The organism is Pseudomonas sp. PA-5-4B, assembly GCF_021606215.1.
In the GTDB taxonomy this organism is placed as follows: domain Bacteria; phylum Pseudomonadota; class Gammaproteobacteria; order Pseudomonadales; family Pseudomonadaceae; genus Aquipseudomonas; species Aquipseudomonas edaphica.
Map to the genome: position 1 here is coordinate 43,996 of NZ_WKDB01000032.1, position 17,041 is coordinate 61,036.

16 protein-coding genes are annotated in these 17,041 nt (G+C 61.2%); 6 read left to right on the top strand and 10 right to left on the bottom strand.

From position 1 onward, the window contains the following. Nucleotides 1-25: 25 nt before the first annotated feature. Nucleotides 26-766: a YciK family oxidoreductase gene (locus GIW28_RS17120; RefSeq protein ID WP_017136110.1), complete on the top strand. Its 741-nt coding sequence runs from the start codon at nucleotides 26-28 to the stop codon at nucleotides 764-766. 175 nt (nucleotides 767-941) lie between these two features. Here GIW28_RS17120 and GIW28_RS17125 read toward each other — a convergent pair whose 3' ends face one another. The 6 genes from GIW28_RS17125 to GIW28_RS17150 are packed head-to-tail and all read right to left on the bottom strand — an operon-like array spanning nucleotide 942 to nucleotide 7,105. Beyond that, complete coding sequence (locus GIW28_RS17125) at nucleotides 942-2,456, bottom strand: ABC transporter substrate-binding protein (protein WP_176991199.1); 1,515 nt, start codon at nucleotides 2,454-2,456, stop codon at nucleotides 942-944. 35 nt (nucleotides 2,457-2,491) lie between these two features. Beyond that, complete coding sequence (locus GIW28_RS17130) at nucleotides 2,492-3,463, bottom strand: ABC transporter ATP-binding protein (protein ID WP_236447634.1); 972 nt, start codon at nucleotides 3,461-3,463, stop codon at nucleotides 2,492-2,494. Beyond that, entirely contained in the window at nucleotides 3,460-4,416 is a 957-nt protein-coding gene (locus GIW28_RS17135; RefSeq protein WP_236447635.1) for an ABC transporter ATP-binding protein, read from the bottom strand. Before GIW28_RS17135 ends, GIW28_RS17130 begins: the two co-directional genes overlap by 4 nt. After that, nucleotides 4,413-5,270, bottom strand: a complete 858-nt coding sequence (locus GIW28_RS17140) for an ABC transporter permease (protein ID WP_017136112.1) — start codon at nucleotides 5,268-5,270, stop codon at nucleotides 4,413-4,415. The genes GIW28_RS17135 and GIW28_RS17140 overlap by 4 nt, the downstream gene beginning before the upstream one ends. Continuing rightward, nucleotides 5,267-6,214 (bottom strand): ABC transporter permease, encoded by a 948-nt coding sequence (locus GIW28_RS17145; protein ID WP_017136113.1) that lies wholly within the window; start codon nucleotides 6,212-6,214, stop codon nucleotides 5,267-5,269. Before GIW28_RS17145 ends, GIW28_RS17140 begins: the two co-directional genes overlap by 4 nt. Nucleotides 6,215-6,217: 3 nt before the next feature. Next, nucleotides 6,218-7,105: a proline iminopeptidase-family hydrolase gene (locus tag GIW28_RS17150; RefSeq protein WP_017136114.1), complete on the bottom strand. Its 888-nt coding sequence runs from the start codon at nucleotides 7,103-7,105 to the stop codon at nucleotides 6,218-6,220. 183 nt (nucleotides 7,106-7,288) lie between these two features. On the opposite strand from GIW28_RS17150, the gene GIW28_RS17155 reads away from it, so the two are divergent. Then, the gene (locus GIW28_RS17155; protein WP_017136115.1) at nucleotides 7,289-8,053 is read left to right on the top strand and encodes a LuxR family transcriptional regulator; all 765 of its coding nucleotides are present in this window, start codon (nucleotides 7,289-7,291) and stop codon (nucleotides 8,051-8,053) included. 93 nt (nucleotides 8,054-8,146) lie between these two features. Beyond that, on the top strand, nucleotides 8,147-9,079 hold the full coding sequence (locus GIW28_RS17160) for a proline iminopeptidase-family hydrolase (protein ID WP_236447636.1): 933 nt from the start codon (nucleotides 8,147-8,149) through the stop codon (nucleotides 9,077-9,079). A gap of 99 nt (nucleotides 9,080-9,178) precedes the next feature. Here the strand turns inward: GIW28_RS17160 and GIW28_RS17165 are convergent, their stop codons facing one another. After that, a complete protein-coding gene (locus GIW28_RS17165; RefSeq protein WP_138454049.1) occupies nucleotides 9,179-10,681 on the bottom strand; it encodes a nucleobase:cation symporter-2 family protein in 1,503 nt (500 codons plus the stop codon). 158 nt (nucleotides 10,682-10,839) lie between these two features. On the opposite strand from GIW28_RS17165, the gene GIW28_RS17170 reads away from it, so the two are divergent. Further along, a complete protein-coding gene (locus tag GIW28_RS17170; protein ID WP_236447490.1) occupies nucleotides 10,840-11,673 on the top strand; it encodes a nucleoside-binding protein in 834 nt (277 codons plus the stop codon). Between the two features lie 158 nt (nucleotides 11,674-11,831). Here the strand turns inward: GIW28_RS17170 and punC are convergent, their stop codons facing one another. Next, nucleotides 11,832-13,016, bottom strand: a complete 1,185-nt coding sequence (gene punC / locus GIW28_RS17175; protein WP_236447491.1) for a purine nucleoside transporter PunC — start codon at nucleotides 13,014-13,016, stop codon at nucleotides 11,832-11,834. 122 nt (nucleotides 13,017-13,138) lie between these two features. Between punC and punR the strand changes: the two genes are divergently transcribed. Beyond that, entirely contained in the window at nucleotides 13,139-14,053 is a 915-nt protein-coding gene (gene punR, locus GIW28_RS17180) for a DNA-binding transcriptional activator PunR (RefSeq protein ID WP_099549104.1), read from the top strand. Between the two features lie 119 nt (nucleotides 14,054-14,172). Here the strand turns inward: punR and GIW28_RS17185 are convergent, their stop codons facing one another. Beyond that, nucleotides 14,173-15,342, bottom strand: a complete 1,170-nt coding sequence (locus tag GIW28_RS17185) for an aspartate aminotransferase family protein (protein WP_099549105.1) — start codon at nucleotides 15,340-15,342, stop codon at nucleotides 14,173-14,175. Between the two features lie 103 nt (nucleotides 15,343-15,445). On the opposite strand from GIW28_RS17185, the gene GIW28_RS17190 reads away from it, so the two are divergent. Beyond that, a complete protein-coding gene (locus tag GIW28_RS17190) occupies nucleotides 15,446-16,351 on the top strand; it encodes a LysR family transcriptional regulator (RefSeq protein ID WP_138450197.1) in 906 nt (301 codons plus the stop codon). Here GIW28_RS17190 and GIW28_RS17195 read toward each other — a convergent pair. Continuing rightward, nucleotides 16,348-16,971, bottom strand: a complete 624-nt coding sequence (locus GIW28_RS17195) for an HAD family hydrolase (RefSeq protein ID WP_017136123.1) — start codon at nucleotides 16,969-16,971, stop codon at nucleotides 16,348-16,350. The genes GIW28_RS17190 and GIW28_RS17195 overlap by 4 nt on opposite strands. Nucleotides 16,972-17,041 lie beyond the last annotated feature (70 nt).

The window sequence follows — 17,041 nt, forward strand, 5'->3', positions numbered from 1 at the left end:
AGCTTGAATTCTGTCGAGGTTTTTTATGTTTGATTACTCCGCACGTCCAGAACTGCTCAAAGACCGGGTGATCCTGGTGACCGGTGCCGGTCGCGGGATCGGCGCGGCGGCGGCAAAAACCTATGCCGCCCATGGCGCTACCGTGCTGTTGCTGGGCAAGACCGAAGCCAACCTGGCCCAGGTGTATGACGAGATCGAAGCGGCCGGCCAGCCGCAGCCGGTGGTGATCCCGTTCAACCTGGAAACCGCCCTGCCCCATCAATACGATGAGCTGGCAGCGATGATCGAAAAAGAATTCGGTCGCCTCGACGGCCTGCTGCACAACGCCTCGATCATTGGCCCACGCACGCCGATCGAGCAGTTGTCCGGTGAGAATTTCATGCGCGTGATGCACGTAAACGTCAACGCGATGTTCATGCTGACCAGCACATTATTGCCACTGCTCAAGCTGTCCCAGGATGCGTCGGTGGTGTTCACCTCCAGCAGCGTCGGGCGCAAGGGCCGGGCGTACTGGGGCGCTTATGGGGTGTCGAAGTTTGCCACCGAAGGCTTGATGCAAACCCTGGCAGACGAGCTGGAAGATGTGGCATCGGTACGCTCCAACAGCATCAACCCGGGCGGCACACGCACCAGCATGCGTGCCCAGGCGTATCCGGGCGAAAACCCGATGGAAAGGCCTGCACCGGAAGACATCATGCCGGTGTACCTGTACCTGATGGGGCCGGACAGTGCCGGGATCAATGGGCAGGCGTTTGATGCGCAGTAAGCCCTGACACTGTTCACCTGAAACAACAGGGAACCCAATGTGGAACTGGGTTCATGTGGGAGCTGGCTTGTGTGGGAGCTGGCTTGCCTGCGATGCGGGCAACTCGGTCTATCTGTTAAACCGAGTTGATACCATCGCAGGCAAGCCAGCTCCCACATTTGCTTAGCGGTGACCGTTAGTTCTTCACCACTTCCTCAAGGGTAAAACGCCCCAGCGGGTTCTGCAGGAAGTTGCTCACGTTCTTGCGTGAGATGTTGATGTACGGGCTGTAGTACAGGTCAATCCAGTTCACATCCTGCTTCGCCAGCTTCTGCAACTCCACATACATCTGCTCACGCTTGGCCGGGTCGGCCTCGATCCGCGCCTGCGCTACCAGTTCCTTGACCTTGTCGTTCTTGTAGCGGGTCATGTAGTTCTGGTTGGTGTCATGGCCGAGCACGAAAGTGGTCTTCTGGTCCGGGTCGAGGATGTCGTTGGTCCAGTACATCACCGAAATATCGTACTCACCGTCCACCAGCATCTGCCAGCTTTGGGTCGGGTCGACCTTTTGCAGGTTGGCGGTCACGCCGACCTTGGCCAACTGGTCCTTGATGATCACCGCAATCTGCTCGTCAGCTTCGTTGCCGGCGTTGACCACGTAGTTGAGTTTCAAGTCCTTGGCACCAGCCTCTTCCAGCAGTTTCTTGGCGGCGGCTGGGTCATACGGGCGTTGCAGGTTGTTGGCGTAGTGGTACAACGAGCCTTTGGGGATGTAGGAATAGGCCACGGTGCCTTGGCCGTACGTGGCGCTCTTGACCAGCGACTGCTTGTCGATGGCCATGTCCAGCGCCTCGCGCACCTGCGGCTTGGCCAGCAGGCCGTGGGCGTGGTTGATCAGCAGGTGATCTTCGCGGGTCGACGGGTCGGCATGGATCACCACGCTTTTGTCTTTCTTCAGCTCTTCCACGCGGGAGAACGGCACGAAGATCGCCGTGTCCAGCTCGTTGTTCTGCACCATGCGCATGCGCGTGTTGTCGTCGGTGACCGAGACCCACTCCACGCCATCCAGGCTCACGTTCCTGGCCTGCCAGAAGTTCGGGTTCTTTTTGAGGATCACGCGGTCGCCCTTGCGCCACTCCTCCACGGTAAACGCGCCGGAGGTCACTGGGTTTTCCGAGTAGGCGTCTTCGCCCATCGTGGTCATGGCTTTTTGCGACAGGATCGATACCGTCGGCGAGGCCAGTTGCGAGAGGAAGGCCACAGCCGGGGTTTTCAGCGTGACCACCAGGGTCTGCGGGTCGCTGGCCTTGGCCGTGCTGATCAGGCTGAACGGATCTGCCCACAGCGACGCCTTGTTGTCGCGGATGCGCAACAGGCTGAACGCCGCGTCATCGGCGGTGATCGCCGAGCCATCAGAGAACTTGGCGTCACGCAGCTTGAAGGTGTAGGTCAGGCCGTCCTTGGAAATCTCCCAGCTTTCGGCCAGGCCCGGTTCCATCTTGGTGCCCAGGTTATCCACGCGCACCAAGGTGTCGTAGACGTTGGCGAACACCCACGTATCGCGGTTCTGTGCGCTTTTGATCGGGTCGAACGTGGTGCTGTCTTCACGGCAGCCGATGGTCAGCACGCCGGCGGCGTGGGCCAGCCCGGCAGTGAGGGACCAGGCGGTCAGTGTCGCGGCGGCGAGCAACTTCAAGTGGCGCGATTGCATGTCATAACTCCTTGTTCATGAATGGCAGAAGTGGGTCAAAACAGAGGTTCTTCAAGCACGCAACTGTACCGATGCTCGTGCAGGTAATGGGTCGGCGGCAACACCACGGAACACATCGTCCGGGCATGCCGGCAGCGCGGGTGAAAGGCGCAGCCGGTGGGCAACTTCAGCGGGCTCGGGGGCTCACCGGGCAACGGTTCTGCGGGCAACGGCCGGTGCGGATCGATCTCGGGAATCGCCTCGATCAACGCCGCCGTATACGGATGGCGTGGCGCAGTAAACACTGATTCCACTGGCCCTTCTTCGACGATTTTGCCCAGGTACATCACCGCCACGCGGTCGCACAGGCGCCGCACGATGGCCAGGTCATGGGCGATAAACAGAATCGCCAGGTTCATGCGCTGTTGCAGCTCCAGCAACAGGTTGATGATCTGGCCCTGAATCGACACATCCAGTGCCGCCACGCATTCATCGGCAATGATCAGACGCGGCTCCACCGCCAGGGCGCGGGCGATGCCGACGCGCTGGCACTGGCCACCGCTGAGGGAGCCGGGTTTACGGCTGGCGAGTTCAGGGCGCAGGCCCACCAGGTCAAGCAGCTCGACCACGCGAGCCGGTATCTGCTCCGGGGCGACCTTGCGCTGCACCCGCAGCACTTCGGCAAGGGTTTCGCCAATGCTGTGTCGCGGGTTCAGGGCAGCGTAGGGGTCCTGGAAAATCATTGCGGTTTCATGCCGCAGGCGGGCGATGTCGATAGCACTGCCCCGGGCCATGTCGACGCCATCGAACAACACCTGCCCGGCGCTGATCGGGGTGAGGTGCAGAATTGCCCGCCCCAGCGTGCTTTTGCCACTGCCGGACTCGCCCACCAACCCCAGGGTTTCACCTGCGGCCAGGTTGAGCGACACACCATTGACCGCCCTCACCCACTGTTTATTAAGGCCCAACACACCCGTGCCGGACGCGGCAAACCGCACCTCCAGGTCCTTGATCTGCAACAGGCTCATGGGCGCTCTCCCAGCGGATAGTGGCAGGCTACGCGCGCACCTTCGGGCAGCACCTCAGTGCAAAACGCCGCCACTTGCGGGCAGCGCGGGTTGAAGCGGCAACCGTCGGGCAAGGCATCCAGTAACGGCGGCTGGCCAGGGATGGTGCGCAGCAAGGCGTGGCCGCTGCTGTGGGCGGGTTGGCAATCGATAAGGCCAGCGGTGTACGGGTGTTGTGGATGGGCCAGCACGTCGTATTTGCTCGCGTGCTCGCACAGGCGTCCGGCGTACATCACCGCGATGGAATCACAGGTCTGCGCCACCACGCCCAGGTCATGGGTGATCATGATGATCGCCAGGCCACGCTGGTCTCGCAGCTCCAGCAGCAGGCGCAGGATCTGCGCCTGCACCGTCACATCCAGCGCGGTGGTCGGCTCGTCGGCAATCAGCACTTGCGGGTTGCAGCCCAGGGCCACGGCGATCATCGCGCGCTGGCGCATGCCGCCGGAGAACTCATGGGGGTAGTTGTCGACCCGCGCCTTGGGATCGGGAATACCGACCTGGCGCAGCACCTCGATGGCTTGCAGGCGCGCGTCTTTTTTCGACGCACCCTGATGCAAACGGATGCCTTCGGCGATCTGCTCGCCGATGCGCATCAACGGGTCAAGGTGACTGCTGGGGTTCTGGAAAATCATGCCCAGTTGCCCACCGCGCACGGCGCGCATGCCAGCCTCATCGAGTTGCAACAGGTCGCGACCGGCCAGGCGCACAGCGCCGCCTTGCACCCGCAGGTTGGGCGACGGCAACAGGCGCATCAGGCCGCGACAGGCCAGGGTTTTGCCCGAGCCGCTTTCACCCACCAGGCCGAGGATTTCACCTTCGGCCAAATCAAAGGACACACGATCAACCAGCGTGACCTCTCGCCCACCATTGTTGGCGATCACGCTGAGGTCCTGCACGTGAAGCAGGCTCATGAACGATCCCCCAATACTTGCGCCACACCATCGGCGAGCAGGCTGAAACCCATGGCCAGGGTCACAATGGCCAGGCCCGGGAAGGTGCAAAGCCACCAGGCGGTGGTGATAAACGCCTGCCCTTCGGCGACCATCGTGCCCCACTCCGCCGTCGGCGGTTGCACGCCCAGGCCCAGGTAGCTCACGGCGGCGCCGTTGAGCAGCACCAGCACGGCGTCGGACATCGAAAACACAATCGAGCCAAACATCGCGTTGGGCAATAAGTGCCGGAACAGAATGCGCCCATGGCCAAAGCCCAGGCTCTTGGCGGCCAGGGCGAAGTCGCTTTCCTTGAGCACCAGGATCTGCGAGCGGATCAACCGCGCATACGACACCCAGCCCACCAACGCCATGGCGATATAAAAACTCTGCAAGCCCGGCCCGAGGATGGCCATGATCGCCAGCATCAACACCAGGAACGGGAACGCCAGCACCACGTCGATCACGCGCATGCACACGCTGTCGAAGCGCCCGCCGATGTAGCCGGAAACAGCGCCGATAAAAGTGCCGATCAGGAACGGGAAGATCACGCCGATAACGGCCAGTTGCAGGTCAATCCGCGCGCCCCATATCACCCTCGAAAGGATGTCTCTGCCGTAGTTATCCGTGCCAAATGGGTGGGCAAGGCTGGGCGCCAGCAAACTCAGATCGGTGTTCTGCGCAATCGGGTCATACGGCGCGAGCCACGGCGCGAACAACGCCAGGGCCAACCACATAAACAAGATCAACAGCCCCCACGCAGCGGTCAGCCGGCCGTTGCGAAAACCAAACCGCAGGCGCAAACGCCACGGCGCAATCAGTGGTCGGCTGCTCATTGCATCTTCACCCGTGGATCGAGGGCCACGGTCGCCACGTCCGCGACGAAGTTGACCACCACCGTCGCACACGCCAGCACCATCGCCACGCCCTGCACCACCATGTAGTCGCGGGTAAAAATACCGCGCACCAATAATTGGCCGATGCCGGGAATCGCGAACAGGCTTTCGATCACCACCGTGCCGCTGATCAGCCAGCCGATATTCACCGCCAGCAGGTTAACCGCCGGCACCAGGGAGTTGGGTAACACATGCCGACGAAACACCGCCGCCTCCGATAACCCGCGTGCGCGGGCAGCGGTGACATGGTCAGCCTGCAACTCCATCAGCATGCTCGCCCGCAGGTTGCGCACCAGCACCGCCGCCAGCGCCAGCGCAATGGTCAAGCACGGCAGGACCATGTGGTGGGCTTTATCTGTAAACGTGCGACCGTAGCCCGATACCGGGAACAACCCCCACTTCACACTCAGCAACAGAATCAGCATCAAGCCCAGCCAGAAGGCCGGCATGCCCAGGCCGACCGTGGTGAACACGCGGATCAGGTTATCCGCCCAACCGCCTTTGTTGCGCGCCGCCACGGTAGCCAGCGGCACCGCGATCAACAGCGCCAGCAGCACACTGCCGAGCACCAGCACCAGCGTCGGCTCGATGCGGGTGACGATCAGTTTCAACGCGTCGACCTTATAGAGCAGTGACTGGCCGAGATCGCCCTTGAGCAGGTTCTTGAGGAAGTAGAAATATTGCAGCCACAAGGGCTGGTCCAGGCCGTATTGGGCGCGGATTTTCAGCAGCGCGTCCGGCGTGCTGCGCGAGCCCAGCAAGGCGCGCGCCGGGTCGCCGGGGATCGAGCGCACCAGCACAAAGGTGATCAGGCTGATGCCAAACAACACCGGCAGCAATTGCAGCGGCCGGGACAGCACAAAACGGTAACGCGCAAGATTCATCCGTCAGCCTCGGTGGCGAGCGAGGAAGTCCAGCAGCACCGGGAAGTACGCGTGGGGTTCCTCATAAAACGGCATATGGCTGCTGTTGGGGAATACATGCAACTCGGCGTGTGTGGCGGCGAGTTTCATGCGATGGGCGCAAGCGGGTGTCAGTTCGTCGTGCTGGCCGGTGGTGATCAGGATCGGCATCTTGAAATCGGCCATCTCCGGGATGCGGTTCCAGTCCTTGAGGTTGCCGATATAGAGGAACTCGTTGGGGCCTTGCATGGTTTCGTAAGGCCCCATGTTCCAGTCGCCCAGGGAGCGCTTGACCGGCTCCGGCCATTCGTCCAGACGGCAGACGTGGCGGTAGTTGAGCAAGGTGATAGCGGCCTGATACTGCGGATGATCGAGTGTGCCCATGGCTTCATGGCGCTGCATCATGGCCACGGTTTCGCTGCCGAGGGCACCGCGCAGGCGTTCGAGCTCCTGGGACAGGTGCGGAATATCGCCGACGGTGTTTTCCAGGATCAGGCTTTTCAGGGCGTCGGGATAGTGGATGGCGTACTCGATGCCCAACCAGCCGCCCCACGAATGCCCAAGCAGATGCACGCGGCCCAGGCCCAGTGCCTGGCGCACGGTTTCGACTTCTTCGACATAACGGCCAATTTCCCACAGGGAAACATCTGATGGTCTGGCTGATGCGCCCGTGCCAAGCTGATCGAATGCAACCACTCGCAGGTTATGCTCTTTGAGCCAGCCATGGGCGTCGCGCAAGTAGTCACACGGCAGGCCCGGGCCGCCGTTGAGACACAAGAGCACCTCATCGCCGTCGCCAAAGCTGTAGGCCACGAGGTTATGGCCATCGACCTGCACGTTGTATTGCTGGTCGGGGGCAATTTCACGCCACATGCATACATTCCTTGTGTTGTATCGGCCTGGCAGGTAGCGGCCGTTTACAGGGCCAACACTACCGAGGATGCCGCGCGTCCATAACCTAGTAGTTCTTATAGGTTTGGCCTGGCAGTCCTTCGCCGGGGCGTGGCATTCTACTTGCCGCAAGTCGAGATTCAAATGAATTCGGGAGCAGAACGGATGCTGTCCAAACTTACTGCCTTCAACAACCGCCTCATGCCCGGCAGGAGCCTGGTTGAACAGGTGGACAACACGTTTGTCCTCGCCCAGCAGTTGGGCTTTGATGCGTTGGTGTATGACTACACGCCGGTGCCCATCGACCAGGACGGTTCGCTGATCACGCCTTCGGTGCTGGAGTCGCGCAACACGCCGTCGGACTGGCACGCGTTATGGTGCAGCGAAGGGTTTTACCAGATCGACCCGGTGCAGCACCTGGCCTTGAGCACGGTGTCGCCGTTCGTGTGGTCCTATGAGGCCAAAGCCGACACTGCGCTGCAAAAGATCATCGACCCGTGCCATGCGCCCGTGTCCTCTTATTTGCATGAACGCCAACTGACCTGCGGCGTCACCGTGCCGATCCACCTGCCGCGTGGCGGCTTCGCGTCGCTGACCGGCCTGCGCACCGGCAAGGCCAGCACGGTGCTGGAAGATGCCCAGCAAACCTTGACGGACTTCAGCCTGATCACCCATGCCTTGCAGGAAGCAGCCTACCCGCTGCTGAGCAAAGAGCTACGCACCTACCCGCACATCCATCTGACCAAACGCGAGCGCGAGTGCCTTAAATGGGCGGCGGAGGGCCTGACCGCCGCCGAGATCGCCACGCAGTTAAGCCGCTCACTGGCGGTGGTCACCCTGCACCTGGCCTCGGCCATGCACAAACTGGGCGCCAAGAACCGCGTACAGGCGGTGGTGCGCGCGACCCATTACCGCCTGCTCGAAGATTGATCCGTCGGTAAAACCTAGCTGTTTTGCTAGTTACTTAAACGCTGCGTGCCGACTATCGTATTCCTGATCCTTTTTTTCAGAGCAGGGTACGAAATGGAATTCATCGAGAAAGTCCGCGAAGGCTACGCGGCCTTCGGCGCCTACCAGACCTGGTACCGCGTCACTGGCGACCTGGGCACCGGCCGCACGCCCTTGGTGATCCTCCATGGCGGCCCCGGTTGCACCCATGACTACGTAGACGCGTTCAAGGACGTCGCCGCCAGCGGCCATGCGGTGATTCACTACGATCAAATCGGCAATGGCCGCTCTACGCACTTGCCGGACAAGGACGCGTCGTTCTGGACCATCGACCTGTTCCTCGACGAGCTGAACAACCTGCTGGACCACCTGCAGATCAGTGACAACTACGCGATCCTGGGGCAATCCTGGGGCGGCATGCTCGGCAGCGAACACGCGATTTTGCAACCCAAGGGCCTGCGCGCGTTTATCCCGGCCAACTCGCCCACCTGCATGCGCACCTGGGTCAGCGAAGCCAACCGCCTGCGCCAGCTGTTGCCCGAAGGCGTGCATCAAACCCTGCTCAAACACGAACAGGCCGGCACTTACCAAGACCCGGAATACCTTGCGGCGGCGCGGATCTTCTATGACCAGCATGTGTGCCGAGTAAACCCATGGCCGGAAGAAGTGGCGCGCACCTTTGCAGCGGTGGACGCCGACCCGACGGTGTACCACGCCATGAGCGGCCCGACCGAATTTCACATCATCGGCAGCTTGAAGGATTGGAGCGTGATCGGGCGCCTGTCGGCGATCAATGTGCCGACGCTGGTGATATCAGGACGCCACGACGAAGCCACGCCCTTTGTGGTCAAGCCGTTCCTGGATGAAATCACTGACGTGCGCTGGGCGTTGTTTGAAGACTCCAGCCACATGCCCCACGTGGAAGAACGCCAGGCGTGCATGGGGACTGTGGTGAAGTTTCTGGACGAGGCGTGTTCGCTGCCGCACCGAGCACTCAAGGCTGGCTGAGTTCAACTGTGGGAGCTGGCTTGCCTGCGATAGCGGTACATCAGTTACAGGTGCAGTGACTGGCTCGCCGCCATCGCAGGCAAGCCAGCTCCCACAGTTTTAGACCTCGGTGGTCTCAGGCTTTGCGGCCTTCCTTGGCACCTCAGCCACCACTGGAATCTCCTTCCCTTCAGCATCAAACAATTTACCGCCACTGAAGTAATCGCCATCGCGCAACGCCGCCACGTCGTGGAAGCACAAACTGCGCTCAGTCCCGGCCACAAACACCGACTGCTGGTCCGAGTTACCGGCGGTGAAGTGGTTGAACGCCAGGTTCAGCAGAATCGCCATGATCGCCGACGAACTGATGCCCGAATGGAAAATGGTCGCGAACCAGGTGGGGAAGTGATCATAAAAGTTCGGCGCTGCAATCGGGATCATGCCGAAACCGATGCTCGTTGCCACGATAATCAGGTTCATGTTGTTGCGGTAATCCACCTTGGACAGCGTGCGAATCCCGCTGGCCGCCACGGTGCCGAACAACACAATACCGGCGCCGCCAAGCACCGAAGTCGGCACAGCCGCAATCACCCGCCCCATAAAGGGCAGCAGGCCCAACACCACCAGAAATACACCGCCAGTGGCCACTACAAAGCGGCTTTTCACCCCCGTAACCGCCACCAGGCCGACGTTCTGGGCGAAGGCGCTTTGGGTGAATGAACCGAAGATCGGCGCAAACATGCTCGACAGCATATCGGCACGCAGGCCATTACCCAGGCGCTTGGAGTCGACTTTGGTGTCGATGATCTCGCCGACCGCGAGGATGTCCGCCGAGGTTTCCACCAACGTCACCATCACCACGATGCACATGGAAATGATCGCCGCCACATGGAAGGTCGGCATGCCGAAATGGAAAGGTGTCGGGAAGCCGAACATCGGCCCTTGGGCGACGCTGGAGAAGTCCGCCATGCCGAGGAATACCGCGATCACGGTGCCGATCACCATGGCCAACAGAATCGACAGGCGCGAGATGGTCGCGCTGCCGATCTTGCTCAGCAGCAACACCAGCACCAGGGTCAGTGCCGCCAGGCCGATGTTGGCCATGCTGCCAAAGTCCGCTGCGCGGCTATTGCCGCCCATGGCCCAGCGCGCTGCCACCGGCATCAGCGTCAGGCCGATGGTGGTGATCACGATGCCGGTGACCAGCGGCGGGAAGAACTTGGTGATCCGTGAGAATACCGGCGTGATCAATAAGCCGATAAACGACGCGGCCATCACCGCCCCCAGTATCGCCGGCACCCCGCCCGCGCCATCACTGCCGACAATCGCCACCATCGTTGCCACACCGGCAAACGACACGCCCTGCACCAGCGGCAACTGGCAGCCAAAAAACGGCAGGCCGAGGGTTTGCAGCAACGTGGCCAGGCCACCGGCAAACAGCGAGGCGGCGATCAGCAGGCCGATATCCGCCGGCGACAACCCGGCCGCCTGGCCGACGATCAACGGTACGGCAACGATGCCGCCATACATGGTGAGCACATGCTGCAGGCCGTAAGCCATGTTGGCCGCGACGCCGAGATTCTCGTCTTCTGGCCGCTGCGGTGACGCCTTCGGGATAGTCATGGTGAGGGGTTCTCTGTTTTTGTTGTGCGAACACTGTATGCAATGTTTGGACTGGATGTCCATAGAGTTGTATACAATCAATCGAACAAGATACCCTCCATCGGCGTTACAAAAACAATCCGGCCGTCATGAGCCAGAACGCCAAAGGACCTAGAACAATGAAAAAGGCATTACAGGGCGCCACCGTTGCATTGACCCTTCTCGGCGGTGGGGAGGCCGTCGCGCTGGAATGGATGAACAACAGCGTGGGGTTTCGCTACGGCCAGCACTTCACCAACCCCAACAACCCCGACGACTTCAGCAAGCGCATCTACAGCTTTACCCACGCCAGCGGCTACCAGTACGGCAGCAACTACCTGAACCTTGATGTGTTTTTGTCCGACAGCAGCGACCCACGCAAGGGCACCGACCACGGTGGCAGTGAGATCTACGCCGTGTACCGACACCAGCTGTACGCCTCACGGGTATTCGATGTGCCGCTGGGCACCGGCCTGGTCAAGGATTACGCCCTGACCCTGGGCTTCGACGCCAACCGCAACAACAACTTCGCCTCAGCTAAAAAACGCGCGCTGGTGATCGGCCCGACGTTGAAGTTCAACACCGTCGGCGTGCTGGATTTGAGCCTGATGTACTACAAGGAAAAGAACCACACCGGCATCCCCGGTGCGAAAGAGTCGAACCACACCTTCGACGACACCTACATGCTCAACCTGACCTGGATGCGCCCGTTCGACATCGCCAACCACGCGGCGAAGTTCCAGGGGTTTATCAATTACGTCGGGGAAAAGGGCGAGGACTACCACGGCCGCGACACCGCGCCGGAAACCCTGATGCGCACCGCGCTGATGGTGGCGGTGCGGCCAGGTAAAAGCGTCAAGCCTAACCTGTACCTGGGGGTGGGTTACGAGTACTGGCATAACAAGTTCGGGGTGGATGGTGGCATGGGTACTCGCACCTCCACGCCTACGCTGAATATGGAAGTGACGTTCTAACTGAAGAAACCCAATCAACTGTGGGAGCTGGCTTGTGTGGGAGCTGGCTTGCCTGCGATGCAGACAACTCGGTGCATCAGGTACACCCTGTTGATGCCATCGCAGGCAAGCCAGCTCCCACACTAGCCCTCCCCCACATTTTTGCTTGGGTTTCAGTTTTAGGCGCTTGCGAGTTCCGACTTATCGGCTTTCGGCCGCGCCAACAAGTAACCCAACACCGCCAGCGGCGCAGTCGCCAGCATCACAATCACGGTGATCAACAGCGGCTGGTCGATCAACGACGACACCAGCAGGCTGCTCAGAAAGCACAGGCCCAACTGCAGGGTGTTCTGCAGCGCCGCCGCCTTACCGGAATTTTCCGCAAAGGGCATCAACGCATTCGCCACCACGATGGGGTAACTCGCACCGTTGACCAACGCCATCAGGCAGAACGGAATCAACAAGGTGGTCAGGGTCGGCACGGTCAAGGTCGCAACCAGGTACAACGCGACCATGCTGATGCAATAGGCCACCAGCAACCACGGCAGCAGGGTTTTGCCCTGGTAATGCTGCAAGGCACTGCGACAGCTGTAACCGCCGACCAGAAAGGACAAGGTCGGCAACACGTAACTCAGGCCGATGTCATTCGGGCTGTAACCCATGTCGCCAAGGATGAACGGCGACGCGGTGAGCCAGGCAAAGAAGCTGGCCGAACAGGCGGCGAAGATCATCACATTGCCGGTAAATACGCGGGAGGTCAGCAACTGCCCGTAGCCAAGGCGCGAAGGTTCGCCCTCCTCGGCCAGACGTTTCGGCATTTTGCGCAGCAACAACGTCGGCAACAGCAACAGCACTGACACAACCAGCAACACCGCGAAAATTGCCTGCCAGCCAAAGTGGTTCAGCACCATCGCGCCCAACAGCGGCGCCAACGCCGGTGACAGCGACATCAACGGCATGATGCTGGCGAACACCCGGTGAGCCTTGTCGGCCGGGTAACGGTCAATCACCAGCGCCTGCCAACTCACAGCGGCGGAACACACGCCAATCGCCTGGATAAAACGCAACGCCAACAACTGCGGCGCCGTCTCGACCCAGAACATCCCGGCGCAGCCCAGCACAAACAGGCTCAGCCCGGCGAGCAGCACCGGCTTGCGCCCCAGGCGATCGGACAATGGCCCCCACAGCAACTGCCCGAGCGCAAAGCCGGCGAGGAAAATACTCAAGCTGGCGCCCACCGCGCCCGCACTGATCTGCAACTGCTCGCCCATGGCGCCAAACGCCGGCAAGTACATGTCCATGGCCAGATAACCGAGCATGCTCAGCCCCGCCAAATACCAGGTGAAACCAAAAGAATTTTTCATTGAAGCCTTGTGGATGCTGCCATCAAACTATTTGCTGACTGGCGCCCATTATGAAGCTGACAGGCTGTGTGTGAAGCGATAATAATTGGACACTTGAATCAAATATTTTGAAGGCAACCGCTATGTGGTCCGAATACTCCCTGGATGTAGTCGATGCCGTGGCACGCCATGGCAGCTTCAGCGCCGCTGCCCAGGAATTGCACCGAGTGCCGTCAGCCATCAGCTATACGGTGCGCCAGTTGGAGGAATGGTTGGCGGTGCCGCTGTTTGTGCGCCGCCATCGCGATGTGGAGCTGACCCCCGCCGGCCGTCTATTCATAGACGAAGCGCGCGGGGTGATGAAAAAAATGCTCGGTACCCGGCGTTTGTGCCAACAGGTGGCCAATGGCTGGAGCGGCCAGTTGAAGGTCGCGGTGGACTCCATCGTCAAACCCCAGCGCTGCCGGCAACTGGTGCTGGATTTTTATCGGCAATTCCCTGAGGTGGAATTGCTGCTCGAATACGAGGTGTACAACGGCGTGTGGGACGCCCTGGCCGATGAGCGCACCGACATTGTGATCGGTGCCACCAGCGCAGTGCCGGTGGCCAGCCGCTTCACGTTTCGGGACATGGGCCTGCTCAACTGGCTGTGTGTGGTCAGCGCCCAGCACCCGCTGGCAAGCGTCAACGGCTTGCTCAGTGACGACCAACTGCGCCCGTTCGCCTCGCTGTGCATGACCGACACCTCGCGCAACCTGCCCAAGCGTGACACCTGGACCCTGGATAACCAGCGCCGTTTGGTCGTGCCCAACTGGGCCTCGGCACTCGATTGCCTGCGCGATGGGCTGTGCGTGGGCATGGCGCCGGCTCATCAGGTATTGCCGTGGGTCGAGCGTGGCGACCTGGTGGCGCTGCAACTGAGCCGACCGTTTCCGGCCAGCCCGTCGTGTGTGGCGTGGGCGCAGGATAAGGTATCGCCGGCGATGAGTTGGTTATTGGAGTACCTGGGCGATACCGAAACCATGAACCAGGAATGGCTCAATGGCCCGGATCTCTGAATATCACGCCGATCCAATGTGGGAGCTGGCTTGCCTGCGATAGCGGACTGTCTGTGCCAACTACAGTGGCTGACACACCGCTATCGCAGGCAAGCCAGCTCCCACAGTTTGATCCGGTTTCAATCCAGGAGACGGGTGATGGCCCGCACAATCATCTCAACCTCCTTGGCATCCAGCGTCAGCGGCGGCAACAGGCGGATGATCTTGCCCCGCGTCACATTGATCAGCAGCCCATGCTCCTGGGCCGCACGCTGGGCCAGGTCACGGTAAGGCCTGGCCAACTCGATGCCGACCATCAAGCCCTGGCCGCGAATCGCCAGCACCTGCGGGTGCTCGCTCAACTCCACCCGCAACCGAGCCAGCAGGCGCTCGCCCTGTAGCGCGGCGTTGTGCAGCAAGCCTTGTTCCTCAATGATGTCCAACACCGTGCAACCCACGCGGCAGGCCAGCGGGTTACCGCCAAACGTGCTGCCGTGGCTGCCTGGCGTGAACAACTGGGCCACGGCGTCCCGGGCCAGGCAGGCACCGATGGGCACGCCGTTGCCGAGGCCTTTGGCCAGGGTTATCACGTCGGGCACGATGCCTTCGTGCTGGAACGCAAACCAGGCGCCAGTGCGGCCGATACCGGTCTGGATTTCATCGAGCATCATCAACCAGCCGTGGCGCGTGCAGTGATCGCGCAGCGCCTTCAGGTAACCGGGCGGCGCGGGCAGCACGCCGCTTTCACCCTGGATCGGCTCGAGCAAGACCGCCGCGATGCGCGTGCCGAATTGCTCGGTAATGGCCGCCAATGCGGCCAAGTCGCCAAAGCGCACCTTGAGAAAGTCCCCCGGCAGGCGCTGGAAACCCAGGCGCACCGAAGGCCCGTCACTGGCGGCCATGGTGCCCAGCGTACGCCCGTGAAACGCGTTCTCCATCACCACCACCAAAGGCTCTTCAATGCCTTTTTTCCAGCCATGCAACCGCGCCAGTTTCAGCGCGGTCTCGTTGGCTTCGGCGCCGGAGTTATTGAAGAACGCACGGTCCAGGCCGGATAACCGCGTCAGGCGCTCGGCCAGGCGCTGCTGCCAGTCGATGCTGTAGAGATTGGAGGTGTGCAGCAACAGGCCCGCCTGCTCGCTGATCGCCGTGACCAATTTGGGGTGGGAGTGCCCGACATTGGTTACCGCCACACCGGCCACGGCGTCGAGGTATTCACGGCCCTGCTGGTCCCACAGGCGCGTACCCAGGCCACGGGTAAAGCTTAGGGCCATGGGTTGATAGGTGGTCATCAGGCAGGCGGCGGTCATGGTGGCAGGCTCCAGTGCATCGTTGTGATGCTGCCAGTATCGTTAGCCACCTGAGCTGGATAAACTGCGCATTCCTGCAATGACTTTAAATCAGGGCTTGATAATGGATCTGTTCCAGTCGATGTCGGTGTACGTGAAAGTGGTCGAGGCCGGCAGCATGACCGCCGCCGCGCAGGAATGCGGGCTGTCGACCACCATGGTCGGTAACCACTTGCGCGCGCTGGAGCAACGGCTGGGGGTCAGCTTGCTGAAGCGCACCACGCGCAAACAGAGCCTCACCGAATTTGGCGGGCAGTATTACCAGCGTTGCCTGGAGGTGCTGGGGCTGGTGGCCGACTCTGAACTATTGGCAGAGCAGATCCACAGCGAAACGCCCAAAGGCAGCCTGCGCATCACCGCGCCACCGGTGTTCGGCACCGAACGCCTCACACCGGCCTTGAGCGAATTTGCCCAGCGCTACCCGCAGATCAATCTGTATGTCGAACTCAGCAATGAGCGCATGGATCTGGTCGACAGCGGCTTCGACGTTGCGATCCGCCTGGGCGAGTTGGAAACCTCAAGCCTGATCGCCAGGCCGATGCAGGCCTATACCCTGACGCTCTGTGCGTCACCGGCGTACCTGGCGCGACGTGGCATTCCGCAGACGCCCGACGACTTGCGCCAGCACGACTGCCTGGCGTTTGCCTACCCGGCGAACGATAACTGGCGAGACACCAGCAAACTGTGGCGCATGACCGGCGATGCAGGCGAAGTGGAGGTGCCGGTGGCCGGAGCATTGACCATCAACAGCTCCCAAGGCTTGCGCCAGGCAGCCGTGAACGGCATGGGCATCATCATGCTGGCCGATGCCCTGGTGCAGCCGGACCTGGAGAGCGGCAAGCTGGTGGCGTTGCTGACCACCTATCAACTGCCCAGCCGCCCCATGCACCTGCTCTACCGACAGGACCGCTACCGCCTGCCCAAGCTGCGCGCTTTTGTGGATTTCGCCATGGAAAAGTGGGCGCGCTAAAAGCTCACCCCCAACGCGCGCAAACGCGCGGCAGTGCGCTCGGCCGACACATGGTGAATGCCCTGCCAGCCGAGGGCTTCAGCGGCCTCGATATTGCCGGCAACGTCGTCGATAAACACCACTTCCCTGGCCTGGATATCCGGCAAGTGAGCGCGAACCTGATCAAGGCTCGCGTGATAGATCGCGGGGTCCGGCTTGATCAACTTCAACTCGCCAGACACGACGATATCGCGCAAGTGCTGCAGAAACGGGTAGTTGGCCCGTGCGTAAGGGAAGGTTTCAGCCGACCAATTGGTGAGCCCGAACAGCGGCATATCGGCCTTATGCAGCGCCTCAAGAATGGCCACGCCATCGGGCAACGCGCCACGCAGCATTTCGTGCCAACGGTCGTAATAGGCCTGGATCAGGGGTTCGTGCTGCGGGTATTGCTCGATAAGGTGGCGGGTGCCTTCGGCCAGGCTGCGGCCGGCGTCTTGCTCGGTGTTCCAGGCTTGGGTGCAGATGGTGTCGAGAAAGTGTTGCCGTTCGGCGTCGTCGGCAATCAGCTTGCGGTAAAGGTGCTGCGGGTTCCAATCGAAGAGGACACCGCCAAAATCAAAAACTACTGCACGAATCGTCATCAGATCCTCCGTTAGCGTGGCTTGATAGCGCAAGGAGTCTGGCAGATTGTGAGGAAGGGTGGGAGCACGA

Bases quoted from the DNA above. Each gene is read 5' to 3' on its own strand.
- GIW28_RS17170 (WP_236447490.1), top strand. From the start codon at position 10,840: ATGAAAAAGGCATTACAGGGCGCCACCGTTGCATTGACCCTTCTCGGC.
- GIW28_RS17155 (WP_017136115.1), top strand. From the start codon at position 7,289: ATGCTGTCCAAACTTACTGCCTTCAACAACCGCCTCATGCCCGGCAGG.
- GIW28_RS17140 (WP_017136112.1), bottom strand. From the start codon at position 5,270: ATGAGCAGCCGACCACTGATTGCGCCGTGGCGTTTGCGCCTGCGGTTT.
- GIW28_RS17190 (WP_138450197.1), top strand. From the start codon at position 15,446: ATGGATCTGTTCCAGTCGATGTCGGTGTACGTGAAAGTGGTCGAGGCC.
- GIW28_RS17195 (WP_017136123.1), bottom strand. From the start codon at position 16,971: ATGACGATTCGTGCAGTAGTTTTTGATTTTGGCGGTGTCCTCTTCGAT.
- GIW28_RS17165 (WP_138454049.1), bottom strand. From the start codon at position 10,681: ATGACTATCCCGAAGGCGTCACCGCAGCGGCCAGAAGACGAGAATCTC.
- GIW28_RS17120 (WP_017136110.1), top strand. From the start codon at position 26: ATGTTTGATTACTCCGCACGTCCAGAACTGCTCAAAGACCGGGTGATC.
- GIW28_RS17150 (WP_017136114.1), bottom strand. From the start codon at position 7,105: ATGTGGCGTGAAATTGCCCCCGACCAGCAATACAACGTGCAGGTCGAT.
- GIW28_RS17160 (WP_236447636.1), top strand. From the start codon at position 8,147: ATGGAATTCATCGAGAAAGTCCGCGAAGGCTACGCGGCCTTCGGCGCC.
- GIW28_RS17125 (WP_176991199.1), bottom strand. From the start codon at position 2,456: ATGCAATCGCGCCACTTGAAGTTGCTCGCCGCCGCGACACTGACCGCC.
- GIW28_RS17145 (WP_017136113.1), bottom strand. From the start codon at position 6,214: ATGAATCTTGCGCGTTACCGTTTTGTGCTGTCCCGGCCGCTGCAATTG.
- GIW28_RS17185 (WP_099549105.1), bottom strand. From the start codon at position 15,342: ATGACCGCCGCCTGCCTGATGACCACCTATCAACCCATGGCCCTAAGC.
- GIW28_RS17135 (WP_236447635.1), bottom strand. From the start codon at position 4,416: ATGAGCCTGCTTCACGTGCAGGACCTCAGCGTGATCGCCAACAATGGT.
- punC (WP_236447491.1), bottom strand. From the start codon at position 13,016: ATGAAAAATTCTTTTGGTTTCACCTGGTATTTGGCGGGGCTGAGCATG.
- GIW28_RS17130 (WP_236447634.1), bottom strand. From the start codon at position 3,463: ATGAGCCTGTTGCAGATCAAGGACCTGGAGGTGCGGTTTGCCGCGTCC.
- punR (WP_099549104.1), top strand. From the start codon at position 13,139: ATGTGGTCCGAATACTCCCTGGATGTAGTCGATGCCGTGGCACGCCAT.